15 protein-coding genes and 1 riboswitch are annotated in these 15,566 nt (G+C 64.0%); of the genes, 6 read left to right on the top strand and 9 right to left on the bottom strand.

The window, feature by feature from the left end:
* The first annotated feature begins 47 nt into the window (after positions 1 to 47).
* Together AC1ROT_RS01110 and AC1ROT_RS01105 are read left to right on the top strand one after the other, a co-directional pair.
* A complete protein-coding gene (locus AC1ROT_RS01110; protein WP_492996933.1) occupies positions 48 to 2,021 on the top strand; it encodes a DEAD/DEAH box helicase in 1,974 nt (657 codons plus the stop codon).
* Positions 2,022 to 2,066: 45 nt separating this feature from the next.
* The gene (locus AC1ROT_RS01105; protein ID WP_492996932.1) at positions 2,067 to 2,693 is read left to right on the top strand and encodes a trimeric intracellular cation channel family protein; all 627 of its coding nucleotides are present in this window, start codon (positions 2,067 to 2,069) and stop codon (positions 2,691 to 2,693) included.
* Here the strand turns inward: AC1ROT_RS01105 and AC1ROT_RS01100 are convergent.
* On the bottom strand, positions 2,690 to 4,525 hold the full coding sequence (locus AC1ROT_RS01100; protein WP_492996931.1) for a methyl-accepting chemotaxis protein: 1,836 nt from the start codon (positions 4,523 to 4,525) through the stop codon (positions 2,690 to 2,692). The two genes, AC1ROT_RS01105 and AC1ROT_RS01100, sit on opposite strands and share 4 nt — an antisense overlap.
* A 282-nt stretch (positions 4,526 to 4,807) precedes the next feature.
* Positions 4,808 to 5,836 carry a LacI family DNA-binding transcriptional regulator gene (locus AC1ROT_RS01095; RefSeq protein ID WP_492996930.1) on the bottom strand — a complete coding sequence of 343 codons (1,029 nt, stop codon included), beginning with the start codon at positions 5,834 to 5,836 and terminating at the stop codon, positions 4,808 to 4,810.
* Between the two features lie 92 nt (positions 5,837 to 5,928).
* Here AC1ROT_RS01095 and AC1ROT_RS01090 point away from each other — a divergent pair, with 92 nt between their 5' ends.
* Together AC1ROT_RS01090 and AC1ROT_RS01085 are read left to right on the top strand one after the other, a co-directional pair.
* A complete protein-coding gene (locus tag AC1ROT_RS01090) occupies positions 5,929 to 7,494 on the top strand; it encodes a UxaA family hydrolase (protein WP_492996929.1) in 1,566 nt (521 codons plus the stop codon).
* Between the two features lie 43 nt (positions 7,495 to 7,537).
* Complete coding sequence (locus AC1ROT_RS01085) at positions 7,538 to 8,548, top strand: Bug family tripartite tricarboxylate transporter substrate binding protein (RefSeq protein WP_492996928.1); 1,011 nt, start codon at positions 7,538 to 7,540, stop codon at positions 8,546 to 8,548.
* Positions 8,549 to 8,672: 124 nt separating this feature from the next.
* On the opposite strand, the gene AC1ROT_RS01080 is transcribed toward AC1ROT_RS01085, so the two are convergent.
* Together AC1ROT_RS01080 and AC1ROT_RS01075 are read right to left on the bottom strand one after the other, a co-directional pair.
* A complete protein-coding gene (locus AC1ROT_RS01080; RefSeq protein WP_492996927.1) occupies positions 8,673 to 8,927 on the bottom strand; it encodes a hypothetical protein in 255 nt (84 codons plus the stop codon).
* A gap of 186 nt (positions 8,928 to 9,113) precedes the next feature.
* On the bottom strand, positions 9,114 to 9,905 hold the full coding sequence (locus AC1ROT_RS01075) for an aldolase (RefSeq protein WP_492996926.1): 792 nt from the start codon (positions 9,903 to 9,905) through the stop codon (positions 9,114 to 9,116).
* A 170-nt stretch (positions 9,906 to 10,075) separates the two neighbouring features.
* Positions 10,076 to 10,158: riboswitch (ZMP/ZTP riboswitch) on the top strand.
* A gap of 29 nt (positions 10,159 to 10,187) precedes the next feature.
* Here AC1ROT_RS01075 and AC1ROT_RS01070 point away from each other — a divergent pair.
* Both AC1ROT_RS01070 and AC1ROT_RS01065 read left to right on the top strand, forming a co-directional pair.
* Positions 10,188 to 10,874: a DJ-1/PfpI family protein gene (locus AC1ROT_RS01070; protein ID WP_492996925.1), complete on the top strand. Its 687-nt coding sequence runs from the start codon at positions 10,188 to 10,190 to the stop codon at positions 10,872 to 10,874.
* A gap of 11 nt (positions 10,875 to 10,885) precedes the next feature.
* Complete coding sequence (locus AC1ROT_RS01065; protein WP_492996924.1) at positions 10,886 to 11,272, top strand: RidA family protein; 387 nt, start codon at positions 10,886 to 10,888, stop codon at positions 11,270 to 11,272.
* Here the strand turns inward: AC1ROT_RS01065 and AC1ROT_RS01060 are convergent.
* From AC1ROT_RS01060 to AC1ROT_RS01040, 5 genes are all read right to left on the bottom strand, one after another.
* Positions 11,269 to 11,580 (bottom strand): ferritin family protein, encoded by a 312-nt coding sequence (locus AC1ROT_RS01060; RefSeq protein ID WP_492970586.1) that lies wholly within the window; start codon positions 11,578 to 11,580, stop codon positions 11,269 to 11,271. The genes AC1ROT_RS01065 and AC1ROT_RS01060 overlap by 4 nt on opposite strands.
* 86 nt (positions 11,581 to 11,666) lie before the next feature.
* Positions 11,667 to 12,647: an MBL fold metallo-hydrolase gene (locus AC1ROT_RS01055; protein WP_492996923.1), complete on the bottom strand. Its 981-nt coding sequence runs from the start codon at positions 12,645 to 12,647 to the stop codon at positions 11,667 to 11,669.
* A gap of 153 nt (positions 12,648 to 12,800) precedes the next feature.
* The gene (locus AC1ROT_RS01050) at positions 12,801 to 13,442 is read right to left on the bottom strand and encodes a tetratricopeptide repeat protein (protein WP_492996922.1); all 642 of its coding nucleotides are present in this window, start codon (positions 13,440 to 13,442) and stop codon (positions 12,801 to 12,803) included.
* Between the two features lie 152 nt (positions 13,443 to 13,594).
* Positions 13,595 to 15,004, bottom strand: a complete 1,410-nt coding sequence (gene glnA / locus AC1ROT_RS01045) for a type I glutamate--ammonia ligase (protein ID WP_492996921.1) — start codon at positions 15,002 to 15,004, stop codon at positions 13,595 to 13,597.
* Between the two features lie 114 nt (positions 15,005 to 15,118).
* Positions 15,119 to 15,457: a P-II family nitrogen regulator gene (locus AC1ROT_RS01040; protein WP_492970590.1), complete on the bottom strand. Its 339-nt coding sequence runs from the start codon at positions 15,455 to 15,457 to the stop codon at positions 15,119 to 15,121.
* Positions 15,458 to 15,566 lie beyond the last annotated feature (109 nt).

The following is a 15,566-nucleotide window of genomic DNA, read 5'->3' as shown; positions in this document are numbered from 1 at the left end:
CCGCTGCTGATATTGCCGTCCCTGATCTCCCGAAAGACGTTTATTCCATGACTGATTTTGCCGGCGTTATTGCGCCGCTGTCGCTTGCGTTGACGCAGCGCGGCTACACCACGCTCACCCCCGTGCAGGCCGCCGTGCTGGAACCGCAGCATGCCGAAGCCGACCTGCTGGTCTCGGCGCAGACTGGCTCGGGCAAGACCGTGGCCTTCGGCCTCAATATCGCGCCGACCCTGCTGCAGGGTTCGGACGGCTTCGAGCCGTTCCGCGGCGGCAATGCCCGCGGGGGCGGCTGGCAGCCGCCGCTGGCGCTGGTGATCGCGCCGACGCGCGAACTGGCGCTGCAGGTCTGCCGCGAGCTGGAATGGCTGTACGAGCCGACCAATGCCCGCGTCGTCTCCTGTGTCGGCGGCATGGACATGCGCACCGAACGCCAGGCGCTGAATGCCGGTGCCCATATCGTGGTCGGTACGCCCGGCCGCCTGCGCGACCATATCGAACGCGGTGCCCTGGATATCAGCGGTCTGCGCGCCGTGGTGCTGGACGAAGCCGACGAGATGCTGGACCTGGGCTTCCGCGAGGATCTGGAATTCATTCTCGATGCCGCGTCGCCCGAGCGCCGTACGCTGCTGTTCTCGGCCACCGTGTCGAAGCCGATCGCCCAGCTGGCCAAGCGCTTCCAGAAGGATGCGATCCGCATCTCGACGGCGGCCGAACGCGAGCAGCATCACGACATCGAATACCGCGCCCTGATGGTGGCCCCGAACGAGCGCGAGAACGCCATCATCAACGTGCTGCGTTTCCATGACGCGAAAAGCGCCATCGTCTTCTGCGGCACCCGCATGGCGGTGAACCACCTGTCGGCGCGGTTATCCAATCGCGGCTTCGCTGTCGTGGCCCTGTCGGGCGAGCTGAGCCAGAACGAACGTACCCATGCGCTGCAGTCGATGCGCGATGGCCGCGCCCGCATCTGCGTTGCCACCGACGTGGCCGCGCGCGGCATCGACCTGCCGGGCCTGGAACTGGTCGTGCATGCCGATCTGCCGACCAACCGCGAAGCGCTTCTTCACAGATCAGGTCGTACCGGTCGCGCCGGCAACAAGGGCATCTGCGCCCTGCTGGTGCCGCATAACCGCCGCCGTGGCCTGCAGCGCCTGCTGGCCGAAGCCAATATCGAGGCGAAATGGGCGCAGCCGCCGAGTGCTGCCGAAATCCAGGCCGCCGACCGCAAGCGCATCCTGAACGACGAAACCCTGCAGGCGGCGCCGAGTGCCGAGGAACTGCCGTTCGTGACCGAGCTGCTGGCCAAGCATGGCGCCGAGAAGGTGGCCGCCGGTTTCCTGCGTCTGCAGATGGCGCGCCAGCCGGCGCCGGAAGAGCTGCTGGACGTGGGCTCGGAAGCGCCGGCCGCTTTCGGGGGGCGCGACGATGCACGTCCGCGCAAGGGCCGCGACGACTTCACCGGCAATGGCGTGTGGTTCCGCATCACCGCCGGCCACAAGCAGAATGCCGAGCCGCGCTGGCTGCTGCCGCTAATCTGCCGCGTCGGCCATGTCACCCGCAAGGATGTCGGCTCGATCAAGATTTTCCATACCGAAAGCCAGTTCGAGATTGCCGCCGGCGTCGCCCAGCGCTTCGCCGACCAGATCGCCCGCGAAGGCACCGGCGAGAAGCAGATCACCATTGCCCGCCTTGACGGTCCGCCCGGCATGGCCGGCGAGACCGGCGCGCCGGACGGCGATGGCGGCAAGAAGCCCTGGACCGGCAAGAAGGCCGGCGGCTTCACCCGCAAGGAATTCGGCGAGAAGAATGCCGCCACCTTCGGCGAAAAGAAGGACTGGGCCGGCAAGAAGCCGGGCTTCGGCAAGAAAGAGTTCGGCGGCAAGCCAGGCGAGAAGAAGAGCTGGGACGGCAATACCAGCCGTCCCTACAAGCCCGATTTCAAGAAGCCGGTTGCCGAGGGCGGTGCCGCTCCGGCAGGATCGGGCAAGCCGGCCTGGAAGAAAAAGCCGGACCACAAGTAGGACTGACCCGGCCGCGTGAAGCCGGGCGGTCTCCATGAGGCTGCCATGCTGCTCACCCTGTTCGACTTCGCCGGGACTTTCGTGTTCGCGCTCTCGGGCGCGACGGCCGGCGTGCGCCGTAGGCTCGATCTGTTCGGCGTGCTGGTGCTCAGCTTTGCGGCTGCCAGTGCCGGCGGCATCCTGCGCGATGTGCTGATCGGCGCGCTGCCGCCGGTCGCCCTGCGCGACTGGGCCTATCCGCTGATTGCCGCGGTGGCCGCGCTGCTGGTGTTCTGGCGCTACGCCCTGGTGGAAAAACTGAAGCATCCGGTGCAGCTGTTCGACGCCGCCGGCCTGGCGCTGTTCGCCGTGCTGGGCGCGCAGAAGGCGCTGGATTACGGCCTCAATCCACTGGCCGCGATGATGCTGGGCGTGCTCAGCGGCATCGGCGGCGGCATGGCGCGCGATATCATGCTGGCGGAAATTCCCACCGTGCTGCGTGCCGAGGTCTATGCGGTGGCCGCGCTCGCCGGTGCGGCCGTGGTGGTGGCGGTGTCAGCGCTCGGCCTGCCGCATCATGTCGGCATCATCGCCGGCGGCCTGTTCTGCTTTGCCGTGCGGGTGCTGGCGATCCGCCGCAACTGGCAGATCGCCGTGGCCCGTCCCGGCGACGACCCTTCGCCGCCAGCTTAGAATTCTTCCCAGGCGCCGTCGTCATCGGCCGGCGCCTTCGCGGCCGGCTTCGGCACGATTTTCAGGGCCGGGCGTTTCGCGGCCGGCGCCGCCGGCGGCTTCACCGTGATCACCTGCGTGACGACCGGCCTGGCGGCCGGACGCGGCGCGGCGGCCTCGTCGAGACGGTAGCGCTGCACCAGCTGCGCCAGCTCCTGGGCCTGGCCCGACAGCGCCTGGGCGGAAGCGGAGGTTTCCTCGACCAGGGCGCCATTGCGCTGGGTCATTTCATCCATGCTGGCGACGGCCGTGTTGACCTGTTCCAGGCCGGCGGCCTGTTCCTTCGATGCCGCCGCGATCTCAGCCACGATGTCGGAGACTTTCTTGATCGCACCGACGATCTCGGCGAGCGAGACGCCAGCCTGGTTGACCAGGGCGGCGCCGGTCTTGACCTGGGCATTCGAGGTCGAGATCAGCGCCTTGATGTCCTTCGACGCATTGGCCGAGCGCTGCGCGAGCGCACGCACTTCCTGCGCCACCACCGCAAAACCCTTGCCGGCTTCGCCGGCACGGGCGGCTTCCACACTGGCATTGAGCGCCAGCAGGTTGGTCTGGAAGGCGATTTCGTCGATCAGGCCGATGATGTCGGAAATCTTCTGCGCGCTCTGCTCGATCTGCGTGACGGCGGTGACGGCGTCCGACACCACGGTGCCGCCTTTTTCGGCCGTATCGCGCGCCACGGTGGCGAGCTGGCTGGCGGCCTGGGCGTTATCCGCATTCTGCTTCACGGTCGCCGTGATCTCGTGCATGGATGCCGCGGTTTCCTCGATGGAAGCGGCCTGGCTTTCGGTGCGCTGGGCCAGGTCCTGGCTGCCGGTGGAAATCTCGCCCGAGGCTTCCGCGATGGTGACGGAGGTATCGCGTAGATTGCCGATGATGCCGCTCATGGCATCGACCAGATCGTTGACCCCACTGCACAGCGTGGCGATCTCGCCGCTTTTGCCCTGCATGGCGATCCGCTGGGTCAGGTCATTGTTGCGGGTCGCATCGACCACGACCTTGACCTGCTGCACCGCCAGTTCGGTCATGCGCGCGGCCAGGATCTGCGCCGTGATGTCGGTAGCGTATTTCACCACCTTGAAGGGGCGGCCATTGGCATCCATGATCGGATTGTAGCTGGCCTGGATCCAGACCTCGCGGCCACCTTTGCCGACACGCTTGTACTGCGCGGCTTCGAATTCACCGCGGCCGAGCTTGTCCCAGAAGGCCTTGTACGCGGCGCTGTCGCGATAAGCGGGTTCGACGAAAATGCGATGATGCTGGCCTTTCACCTCGGCCAGCGTGTAGCCCATGGCGCCGAGAAAATTCTCGTTGGCATTGAGGATCACGCCATCCAGCGTGAACTCGATCACCGCCTGCGACTTGCCGATGGCGGCGATCTGGCCCTGGTAATCGGCCATGACAGCCTTCTGCGCCGTGATGTCGGTGGCGAATTTCACCACCTTGTATGGCCGCCCGCGCTTGTCGAAGATCGGGTTGTAGCTGGCCTGAATCCAGATGTCCTTGCCGCCATTGGCGATGCGCTTGTACTGCGCGGCTTCGTATTCGCCGCGGCCCAGCTTGGCCCAGAAGGCCTTGTATTCGGCGCTTTGCGCATAAGCCGGATCAACGAAGATGCGGTGATGCTTGCCCTTCACCTCATCGAGGCGATAGCCCACGGCATTCAGGAAATTCTCGTTGGCATGCAGGATGGTGCCGTCGAGGGTGAATTCGATGATGGCCTGCGCCTTGTTGATCGCGTCAAACTGCGCACGCAAATCGCTCGCAGCGGAACTTGCGGAAAACTGGAACATCTGGGGGAGTCCTTTTTGTGAATTTACGCCGGGTTATGCCGGTCTCTTTTTCGCCGGTCTCATGCTTATACGGACGATTTATAAGAAAGGATCGGTAGAATTACTAAATAAATACTTTGTTATTAGCAGTATTACCTAAGGTGGTGTAAAACGCAGTGAACAAGCCGGAGTTTTACAGTATTGGTTGAACCCATTACTTTGAGTTGAGGTTGCAGTAATGAGCGCCACTCATTTGCATGGGAGTGGGCAGGGTCGCCGTGGCCATATTGCCGGCGCGGCGACTCAGGCGCTGTCGCGCTCCACGATCGTGAAGCCGATATCGACCAGCTTGTGCTTCGGGTTGTGCCCGGCCGCGCGGGCGACCAGCATTTCCGCGGCGATGCGCCCGATGCCGGCGCCATCGGTGCGCACGCTGGTCAGCGGTGGATCGGTGTCCTTGGCAAACGAGAGATCGCCATAGCCAATCACCTTCAACTGCTGCGGCACCCTGAGGCCACGCGCCTTGGCTTCGATCAATGCGCCGAGCGCCAGGTTATCCGAGCCGCAAAAGACGCCATCGATATCGGGGTGATCGCGCAGCAGGGCGGCAAGGCCGCTGCGGCCGTCGCCCATCGGCGTGGGGGCCGGCGCCTCGATCACCGGAATCGGGCGGCTCTTGCTGCCGAGCTTGCGGAAGGTTTCGCTGAAAGCGCCGGCACGCAGGCGCGCGCGGCGATCATCGGGCGAAATAATTGCCGGCCGGCGGCAGCCGCGTTTGTACAGGTATTCGGCTGCCGCCTTGCCAATGGCCGGATGCGAGAAGCCGACCAGCATGTCGATCGGCTTGTCGGTCAGGTCCCAGGTTTCGACGACCGGAATACGGGCGGCGCGCAGCTTGCGCCTTACATCGGCGGAATGAACGATACCGGTGAGGATGATGCCATCGGGGCGGCGGCCGATCACGGCAGCCAGCAATTCGTCCTCGCGCGCATCATCATAGCCGGCCTGGCCGATCAGCAGCTGATAGCCCTGCGCCTGCAGATGTGCGGCGACGCTTTCCATCGTGGCGGTGAACATGGCGCCGGCAATGCTGGGCACCAGGGCAACGATCAGCTTGCTGCGGTTCGACGATAGCGAGCCGGCCAGCAGGTTGGGGGTATAGCCCTGGCGCCGGATGGCAGCGCGCACTTTCTCCAGCGTCTTGGGCGAGACCTGGTCTGGCGTATTGAGAGCGCGGGAAACCGTGATTTTGGTGACGCCGACCTCGGCCGCGATATCGGCAAGCGTCGGCGTTTTCGCAGTTGCGGTACGGCTTTTGGGCGCGGTCTTCACATTTCCAGTATAGCCAGCGGAATGATTCCGGGGTAGGCTCGGCCAATATGTTACCGGTAACATTTTCCAGCCAGCAGAACAGCCCAAGCCCCATGAACCAGATCGACCTGCATGCCAAACGCCTGATCGGCCCTGTGATCCGCCTGCATCCCGACGACAACGTGGTTGTCGCCCGCATCGACGTGGTGCCCGGTATTCCGGTGGAGGGCGACAATCGCCATCCCGGCTTCCTGATCCGCGACAAAACCCTGGCGGGTTACAAGATCGCCGCCCGTGACATTGCCAAGGGCGAGCCGATCCTGAAATACAACGTCACCGTCGGCTTCGCTGCGGAAGATATCCGCGTCGGCAGCATGCTGCATGGCCACAACACCGAATTCCGTGAGTTCGACCGCGACTATGCCCATGCCCAGGGCTACAGGCCGGTGGAGATGATCCCCGAGGCCGAACGCGCCACCTTCCAGGGTATCGTACGTCCCGATGGTCGCGTCGGCACACGCAACTTCATCGGTATCGTCTCCACTGTGAACTGTTCGGCCACCGTGGTGCATGCGGTCGCCCGGCATTTCACCGAAGAACGGCTGGCCGATTTCCCCAATGTGGACGGCGTGGTGGCCTTCAGCCATGCGCTGGGCTGCGGCATGGAGATGACGGGTGAGGCGATGGCGCTGCTGCGCCGGACGCTGGGCGGTTATATCCGTCATGCCAACCTCGCCGCCGTCGTGGTGATCGGGCTCGGCTGCGAGCGCAACCAGCTCGGCGGCATGATGGAAGAGCAGGGACTGGAGCGCAGCGCCAACCTGGTCACTTTCGTGATGCAGGAGACCGGCGGCACCCGCAAGACCATCGAGGCGGGCGTCGAGGCCGTGAAGCGCATTCTGCCGGCCGCCAACGATGTGAAGCGCACCACCGTGTCGGCCAGCCATATCAGCGTCGGGCTGCAGTGCGGCGGTTCGGACGGCTTCTCGTCGATCACCGCCAATCCGGCTTTGGGCGCGGCCATGGATATCCTGGTGCGTCATGGCGGCACGGCGATCCTGTCGGAAACGCCAGAGCTCTATGGCGTGGAGCACACGCTGACCCGGCGTGCCGTGACGAAGGAAGTGGGCGAGAAGCTGGTGGAGCGTATCCGCTGGTGGAAGGACGTCTATGCCGTCGGCCGCGACGTGCAGATCAACGGCGTGGTCAGCCCGGGCAACCAGGCCGGCGGCCTCGCCAATATCTTCGAGAAGTCGCTCGGCTCTTCCATGAAGGGCGGCACCGGGCCGCTGATGGATGTCTACAAATACGCCGAGCCGGTGAAGACCAAGGGCCTCGTCATCATGGATACGCCCGGCTACGACCCGTGCTCCGCCACCGGCCAGATTGCCGGCGGCGCCAATATCATTGCCTTCACCACCGGCCGTGGTTCGGCCTTCGGCGCCAAGCCGGTGCCATCGCTGAAACTCGCCACCAATTCACCGATGTACCGCCGCCTGGAAGAGGACATGGACATCAACTGCGGCCAGATCCTCGACGGCACCAAGTCGATGCAGGAAATGGGGCAGGAGATTTTCGAGCATATCCTGCGCACGGCATCCGGCGAGAAGAGCAAGAGCGAGCTGCTCGGTGTCGGCGACCACGAATTCGTCCCCTGGCAGATCGGTATCGTGGGGTAGCGAAAACCAACCGCTGAAAAACTAAAAACCGGAGGAAACGACAATGAAAAAAGTCATGCAGGGACCTGACAGGCGTCAGGTCCTCACGGGAACGCTTGCGTCCGCGGCCGTGCTGGCAGCCGGCAGTCTGGCCAGGCCAGCTTTCGGACAAGGCGCTTATCCCAACCGTCCGATCCGTTTTATCTGTCCCTGGCCGGCCGGCGGCACCGCCGATGCCACCATGCGCGCGCTTTGCCGCGTGGCGGCGACCGAACTGGGTCAACCGATCACGGTGGAGAACCGTGCCGGTGCGGCCGGCATGATCGGTGCCGCCGGCATCGCCACGGCGCAACCCGATGGCTACACCATCGGGCAGATTCCTCTGAGCGTGACGCGCTTCTCGCAGCTAGGCAGTTTCCAGCACGATCCGCGCAGCGACTTCACCTTCATTGCCCGCACCGCCGGTCAGACCTTCGGCATCGCCGTGCGTGCGGACTCGCGCTTCAAGACCATCCAGGATGTGGTGGCGGCGGCGAAGGCCAAGCCCGACACCGTGACCTATGCCACGTCAGGCGTGGCGGGGCAGACCCATATCGGCATGGAGGAATTCTGCCATGCCGCCAGGATCAAGATGAGCCATGTGCCCTTCAAGGGCGGCGCCGATGCCCTGCAGGGCGTTCTGGGCGGCCATGTGGAGGTGCTGGCGGATTCCAGCAGCTGGGCGCCGCTGGTGCGCGACGGCCGCTTCCGCCTGCTGGCCACCTGGAGCGAGCAGCGGCTGGCCGGCTTTCCCGATGTGCCGACCCTGAAGGAAAGCGGCTACAACGTGGTGATGCAGGCGCCGAACGGCGTCGGCGCGCCCAAAGGCCTCGATCCGGCGATCACGGCGAAGCTGCGGCAGGTGTTCCGCAATGCGGCTTTAAGTGTAGAGCATACTGAAACCTGCAACCGTCTCGATATGGTGGTGATGTATCTGGACGGCGAGGATTACCGCAAATTCGTTGCCCAGAATTACGAGGAAGAGAAAGTCATTATCGAACGGCTGAAGCTGAAGGAACTGCTGAGCAAGAGCTGACGCTCAGGTCGGCCGCGCTCGCCGTGCGCGGCACAAAAAAAAGCGGGCAGCAGAGACGCAGATCATAACCTGCTCCTGCTGCCCGCAACGTGTCGGTCGGGCGGTTGCGCCCGACCGTGACGGCTTAGAGGCCCGCCAGCTTTTTCTTCATCGTGATGAAGGTCGCATCGTCGTACTTGTTGTCGGCGCCGGCCGCGGAATCAATCGCCCAGCCAATGCCGCCGCCAGCAATGATGTTGCCGAAGGTTGCAGCCGAGGCATGCGATTTCAGGAAGGTGGTGCTTTTGTCATACCCATCGAGCTCACAGGTGACCTCGATGCCATGCTTGGTGCGGTCGATCCGCACGGCGCCCGGCGTTACAACTTTGCCGATCGGCAAGCCGTTCCGCATCAGGTTGCAGGATGCGCCGGCGGGGTCGGTGTTGAATGACAGGGTCTGAGAAGTATCGAAAACAATTCTCGCGTTTCAAGGGAAATATGCACTCATAAAGGGTAAAAATCCGCCATTCCATCCATTGATAAATCTGGACAAAGCCGGCTTTTCCCGCTCGCAATGGCTGTAGAATCAGGCGCGATAATCCGCCTGCTCGCGATCGAGTTCGCGCTTGATGCTCTCCAGATGCAGGCGCGCGGATTCGCCATCGCCGTCGCGCATCTGCCGGTAGGTGGCTTCGGCGATGTCGGGATCGACCGGCACCAGGCGACGGCCGGTCGATTGCGCGATCACCTGCACCTGGCAGGCGCGTTCCAGGTAGTAGAGGTCGTCCCAGGCCTCGGCGATGGTCTTGCCCAGCACCATGACGCCGTGCTGCTTCATGAAGACGATATCGGCATCGCCGACGGCGGCGGCGATACGGTCGCCCTCCGAGGTATCCAGCGCCAGGCCGTTGTAATGGCCGTCGACCTTGGTGCGGCCATAGAATTTCAGCGACGACTGGCCGGCAAACAGCAGCGGCTTGCCTTCGGTCATGCACAGCGCCGTGGCATAGGGCATATGAGTGTGGAAGGCGACGCGGGCGCGCGGCACGTTCAGATGCATGCGGGCATGGATGAAAAAGGCGGTGGCTTCCGGCACGCCGTCGCCCTCGACGACATTGCCGTGGAAATCGCAGATCACCAGGTTCGAGGCGGTCACTTCGCTGAAGGCCCGGCCATAGGGATTGACCAGGAACAGGTCGTCATGGCCGGGCAGCACGGCCGAGAAGTGGTTGCAGATGCCCTCATGCAGGCCGAGCTTTGCCGCCATGCGGAAGCAGGCGGCGAGATCAATGCGGGCCTGGCGGATCGCATCGGTCTGCAGGTCGGGACGGTTATGGCCGCTGAGCGGCCGGGCGTCGGAGGAAAGGGCGTGGGCCATGGGCGGTCCGTTCTTCTGAACTGATATGAGATCCAGTTTCTCACTTTCGTCGTTCCCGCGAAAGCGGGAACCCAGACTGCCGTTGCTCGGGATGTCCGCTTCCGGGGGGATGACGGAATGAATGCTGACAATTCCACGGTTGCCGGGCTGCGACGGCTGCGCCAGACTGGCAACATCCGCGCGACTGGCGAGACAAGGTGGACCACCACCGGGGAACGCGGATGCCGGTCTGCCGCTCGCCTGGGCATCGCTCTGACAATCCGTTCTGCCATGGAGGTGCTCATGTCTGCGCTGCATATCGGTTTCGCGCTGTTTCCCAATCTGACCCAGCTCGACCTGACCGGGCCGTGGGAGGTGTTCTCCAAGCTGCCGGATGCGCAGTGCCATCTGCTGGCCCATGACCTGCAGCCGGTGCGCAGCGCCAGCGCCGGACTGACCATCCTGCCAACCACCCGCTATGCCGATTGTCCGCCGCTGGACGTGATCTGCGTGCCGGGCGGGCCGGGGCATCTGCAGGCGATGGAAGATGCGGCGCTGCTGAATTTCCTGCGCATAAAGGAGAAGACCTGCCGGTATGTCACGGCGGTCTGCACCGGTGCGCTGGTTCTGGGCGCGGCTGGCCTGCTGCAGGGCTATCGCGCCACCACGCACTGGATGTCGCTGCAACGGCTGGGTGCTTTCGGCGCCATACCGGTGGCGGAGCGCGTGGTGACCGACCGCAACCGTGTCACCGGCGGCGGCGTCACGGCCGGTATCGATTTCGGCCTGGCGCTGGTGGCGGTGCTGGCCGGCGAACAGACAGCGCGCGAGATCCAGTTGCAGATCGAATACGAGCCGCAGCCGCCTTATGGCGGCAGCCTGCAGACTGCGGCGCCGGAAACGGTGGCCACTTTGCGCGGACGGCTGGGCGGTTATGCCGCGGCGATGGCGGAGACCGATGCCCGCGCGCTGGCGCGGCTAAAGCCTTGAGAGGAGAAACCATGGAAACGATTCAGCGCAACCCGACCAAGGGCGTCTATGCCGCGACGCCGGATTACATCCACGCCCTGGAGGTGCGCAATCCGACGCGCTTCCTTTACGTCGCCGGCACCATGGGGCTGGACGAGAGTGGCGCGGCGGGCAAGACGCTGGACGAGCAGCTGGTGCTGATCTGGTCGAACCTGCGCACGATCCTGGCCAGCGCCGACATGACGGTGGACAGCATCGTGCGGATCACCAGCTACCTGCGCGATGCGTCCTATGCGGAAGCGAACCAGAATGCGCGCGTAGCCGCTCTGAAGGGACGTGTCGTGCCAACCACCGCCATCGTGGTGCAGACCCTGCTGCCGGAATGGCTGGTCGAACTGGAGATCGTGGCGGCGGCCTAGGCCTTGCCGGTCGCTTCCGCTTCCTGCTTGGTGATATCCTTGTCGGTGAACAGGTAGTCCTTCAGCTGCTTTTCGAAGTCCTTGCTGTTGCGGCGCAGCCATTCGATCACCATGGCGGCATGCTCCATTTCCTCGCGCATGTTGTGCAGCAGGATGGCTTTCAGGGCCTGGTCGTCGCAGTCATCGGCACGCTGGCGATACCAGTCGACCGCCTCCATCTCCTCCATCAGCGAGGTGATGGCGTAATGCAGGTGCAGCGCCTCCTTGCTGAGGCGTTCGCGGGGGACATGCAGGTCTTCGCTGGACATGGGGACTCCTGAGGCTGAAGGTCCCTTTAGAAATGGCCGGAATCCCGCAAAGTTCCTTCTGAGAATAATCCTCAGAAGGCCAAGAGTCAGAAGGCCCGGGTCTCACCGATCTTCATCACCCCGGCCTCATCCGGGTGATAGCCCATGATGGCGGCTTCCTTCGCCAGGCGATCCGGTGCTTCGAACTGCGGTTCCTCGCTCAGCCGTACCGTGCCCCAGTGCATGCCGATCATGCGCCGTGCGCCAACGCGGCGCGCGATTTCCACCGCCTGTTCCGGCGTCGTATGGCTGCCGCGCATGATGCTCTGCGGTTCATAGGCGCCGATCCCGACCAGGCCGAGATCGAAGGGCCCGAGTTTCTCGCCGATCTCGCGGAAGACCGGACCGATGGTGGTGTCGCCCGAGAAGAACAGGCGCTTGTCGCCGGCGCGATAAACGAAGCCGGCCCAGAGCGTGCGGTTGCCATCGAACAGGCCGCGGCGCGAGAAATGGATCGCCGGTGTTGCCGTGACGGTGACGCCTTTACGCTCGACGCTCTGATACCAGTCGAGTTCGGTGACGTCGGTATAGCCCAGGTCGGTGAAATAGCGGCCCAGGCCGAGCGGCACGACGACGCTGATCCTGGTCTTGTTCGGCATCGCATCGAGGGCGGCAAGATCGAGATGGTCGTAGTGATTGTGGCTGACGGTAAGGATGTCGATCGGCGGCAGGGTCTGCGGATTGAGCGCCGGCGGCACATAGCGTTTCGGGCCGAAGCGGTTGAACGGCCCGGCATGGTCGGAGAGATAGGGATCGGTGAGCAGCGTGGCGCCGCCGATGCGGATCAGGAAGGCGGCATGACCGAGCCAGGTGAGGCTGTCGGCATTGTGATGCCGGGCCATGCCGGCCTGCACCTCGGCGGCCGGCAGCACGTGGCCGTCGGGGATCGTTTCCGTGCTGAAGCCAGCCAGCACCATGCTCCACCAGAAGGGCACCAGATCGCCAAAGCCCGGTGGCTCGACGGGGATCGAGTCCTGCGGGTTGCGGAAGCGGCCATCGCTCAGATGGTGATAGGGCTTGTCGGGCATCTGGGTCTCAGTGCGCGGAGCGCAGTTGCTGATGACCATCGCGGTCAGGAGGAGGGCGGCAAGGCGGTGCATGGTCGTCCTGACGCTAGACCGATCTCCCGGCAGGGCAATGCCACATGCAGAGCACAGTGACGACGGTCACTGGATGAAGGCTCAGGCGCGCCCCTTCTGCGCCACGGCGGTGCCCCGGCAGGCCAGGGTGTAGCGCGTGATGAGGTGGCTGCGCGGGCGGTCGGGGAAGCGTGTGCGCAGGGCCTCGGCATCCGCCTGCATGCCGGCTGCGGTGCGCAGGTCGCCGGTCTGGCGCAGGGCAGCGGCATATTCCTGCATGGCATCGGCGAGGTTGGCCGGATCGTCGCCTTCCAGCCCGAGCCGGCGCACCATCGGTACGGCTTCGGCGTAATAGGGCAAGGCCTGGGCGTAGTGCCGGCGGTCGTAGAACAGGCGTGCCAGCTCGAACAGGCGGCGCGAGATCTGCACGCTGGCCGGGCCGCTGGTTTTTTCCTCCAGCGCCAGCGAGGTGAGCAGCAGTTCGCGCGCTTCCTCGAATTTGCAGCCATGGCCCTTCATGCGGCCGAGATTGTAGAGGTTGAGCGACAGCAGGGCCGGCGGCACCTTTTCGGTGCCGGCCCAGACCAGTGCGCGTTCGTAATTCTCTTCGGCCGCAGAATAGTCGCGGCTCTGCTCGGCGCGCATGCCGGCATCATGGTAGCGCGCCATGTTGGTGGTCCCGAAATCCCTGGCGCAGCCGGCGGTCAGCACGGTCAGCACCAGAAGGGCGAGCGATGCCCGCATTGTTGTCTTCCCCCATCGCAAATGGCGACGACCTGAGTCTATGGGCTGAACGGGGCGAACGGAAGGGCAAAAAGAAAGCCCCGCCGGCAGGAACCGGCGGGGCTCGTTGGACACCCGGCTGCTGAAAGCCGTGAGCCCAGGGAAGGTCGTTCTTAGACCGAGTAGTACATCGAGAACTCGATCGGGTGCGGGGTGTGCTCGAAGGCGTACACCTCTTCCCACTTCAGTTCCATGTAGGCGTCGATGAAGTCGTCGTTGAACACGCCACCGGCCTTCAGGAAGGCGCGGTCCTTGTCCAGGGCTTCCAGGGCTTCACGCAGCGAGCCGCAGACCTGCGGAACCTTGCTCAGTTCCTCCGGCGGCAGGTCGTACAGGTTCTTGTCCATGGCCGGGCCGGGATGGATCTTGTTCTTGATGCCATCGAGACCGGCCATCAGCATGGCCGAGTAAGCCAGGTAGGGGTTCGCGCCCGGATCGGGGAAGCGGACCTCGACGCGCTTGGCCTTCTCGCCGGCGCCGAACGGGATGCGGCAGGAAGCCGAACGGTTGCGCGCCGAGTAGGCGAGCAGCACCGGAGCTTCGAAGCCGGGGATCAGGCGCTTGTAGCTGTTGGTCAGCGGGTTGGTGAAGGCGTTCAGCGCCTTGGCATGCTTGATGATGCCGCCGATGTAGAACAGCGCCATCTCGCTGAGGCCAGCATACTTGTTGCCGGCGAACAGCGGCTTGCCACCCTTCCAGATCGACTGGTGAACGTGCATGCCCGAGCCGTTGTCGCCCTTGATCGGCTTCGGCATGAAGGTCGCGGTCTTGCCCCAGGCATGGGCCACGTTGTGCACGCAGTACTTGTAGATCTGCATGCTGTCTGCGGACTTCAGCAGGGTGGCGAACTTGATGCCCAGCTCGTGCTGGCTGTTCGCGACTTCATGATGGTGCTTTTCGACGGTCACGCCCATGCCGGCGATGGTCGACAGCATTTCCGAGCGCAGATCGCCGCCCTGGTCGAGCGGGGCGACCGGGAAGTAGCCGCCCTTGATCGGGGCGCGGTGGGCCATGTTGCCACCTTCGTAGCTCTTGCCCGAGTTGTAGTCTCCTTCGATGTCGTCGAGGTAGACGAAGGTTTCGTTCATCGAGGTCTTGAAGCGCACGTCATCGAAGACGAAGAACTCGGCTTCCGGGCCGAAATAGGCCACGTCGCCGGTCTTGCTGGTCTTGATGTAGGCTTCGGCCGCCTTGGCGATCGAGCGCGGGCAACGGTTGTACGGGGTGCCCTCATGCGGCTCCAGCACGTCGCAGAACAGCACGGCGGTGGTCTGGGCGGAGAAGGGATCGTAGGTGAGGCTGTCGAAGTCCGGCTTCAGCAGCATGTCGGACTCGTTGATCGCCTTCCAGCCGGCGATCGACGAACCGTCGAACATGATGCCTTCCTTCAGGGTGGCTTCGTCGATCATGGTGATGTCGAAGGCGACATGCTGCCACTTGCCACGCGGATCGGTGAACCGGAAGTCAACGTACTTGACTTCCTTTTCCTTCAACTGCTTCACAATGGATTTTGCATCAGCCATGGCTGTTTTTCCTGCTCGTTCTTCCCTGGTTTAAAACGACTCACGGAGGGCTGCCCGTGGCGGGCGATACTCGATGAGATTTGGTGGTAGAGGCGGAGAGTTCCTGCTCCGCCGTCAGACCGCTTCCGCGCCCTTTTCACCGGTGCGGATGCGAATGACCTCTTCGACAGTGGAAATGAAAATCTTGCCGTCGCCGATGCGGCCGGTGCGGGCCGCCTGGGTGATGGCCTCGACGGCCTTCTCGACCATGCTCTCGTCCAGCACGACCTCGATCTTCACCTTGGGCAGGAAATCGACGACGTATTCGGCGCCGCGATACAGCTCGGTATGGCCTTTCTGGCGGCCGAAACCCTTGGCTTCAGTGACCGTGAGGCCCTGCAGACCGATTTCGTGGAGGGCTTCCTTCACTTCGTCGAGCTTGAACGGCTTGATGATGGCTTCGATCTTTTTCATGGGTGCGACAACACTTTGGCCGGAATGGAAATGACGGGGTTTGCAATGCACACTCTATGCCAGCATTAACCCGGGTTTAACCTGCAGGATTCCCCACTATGGTGGGGGG

Source organism: Ferrovibrio sp. GW821-FHT12E11 (assembly GCF_058806975.1).
The sequence above is the reverse complement of the archived record's forward strand: the minus strand, read 5'-3'. Positions and strand labels throughout refer to the sequence as shown.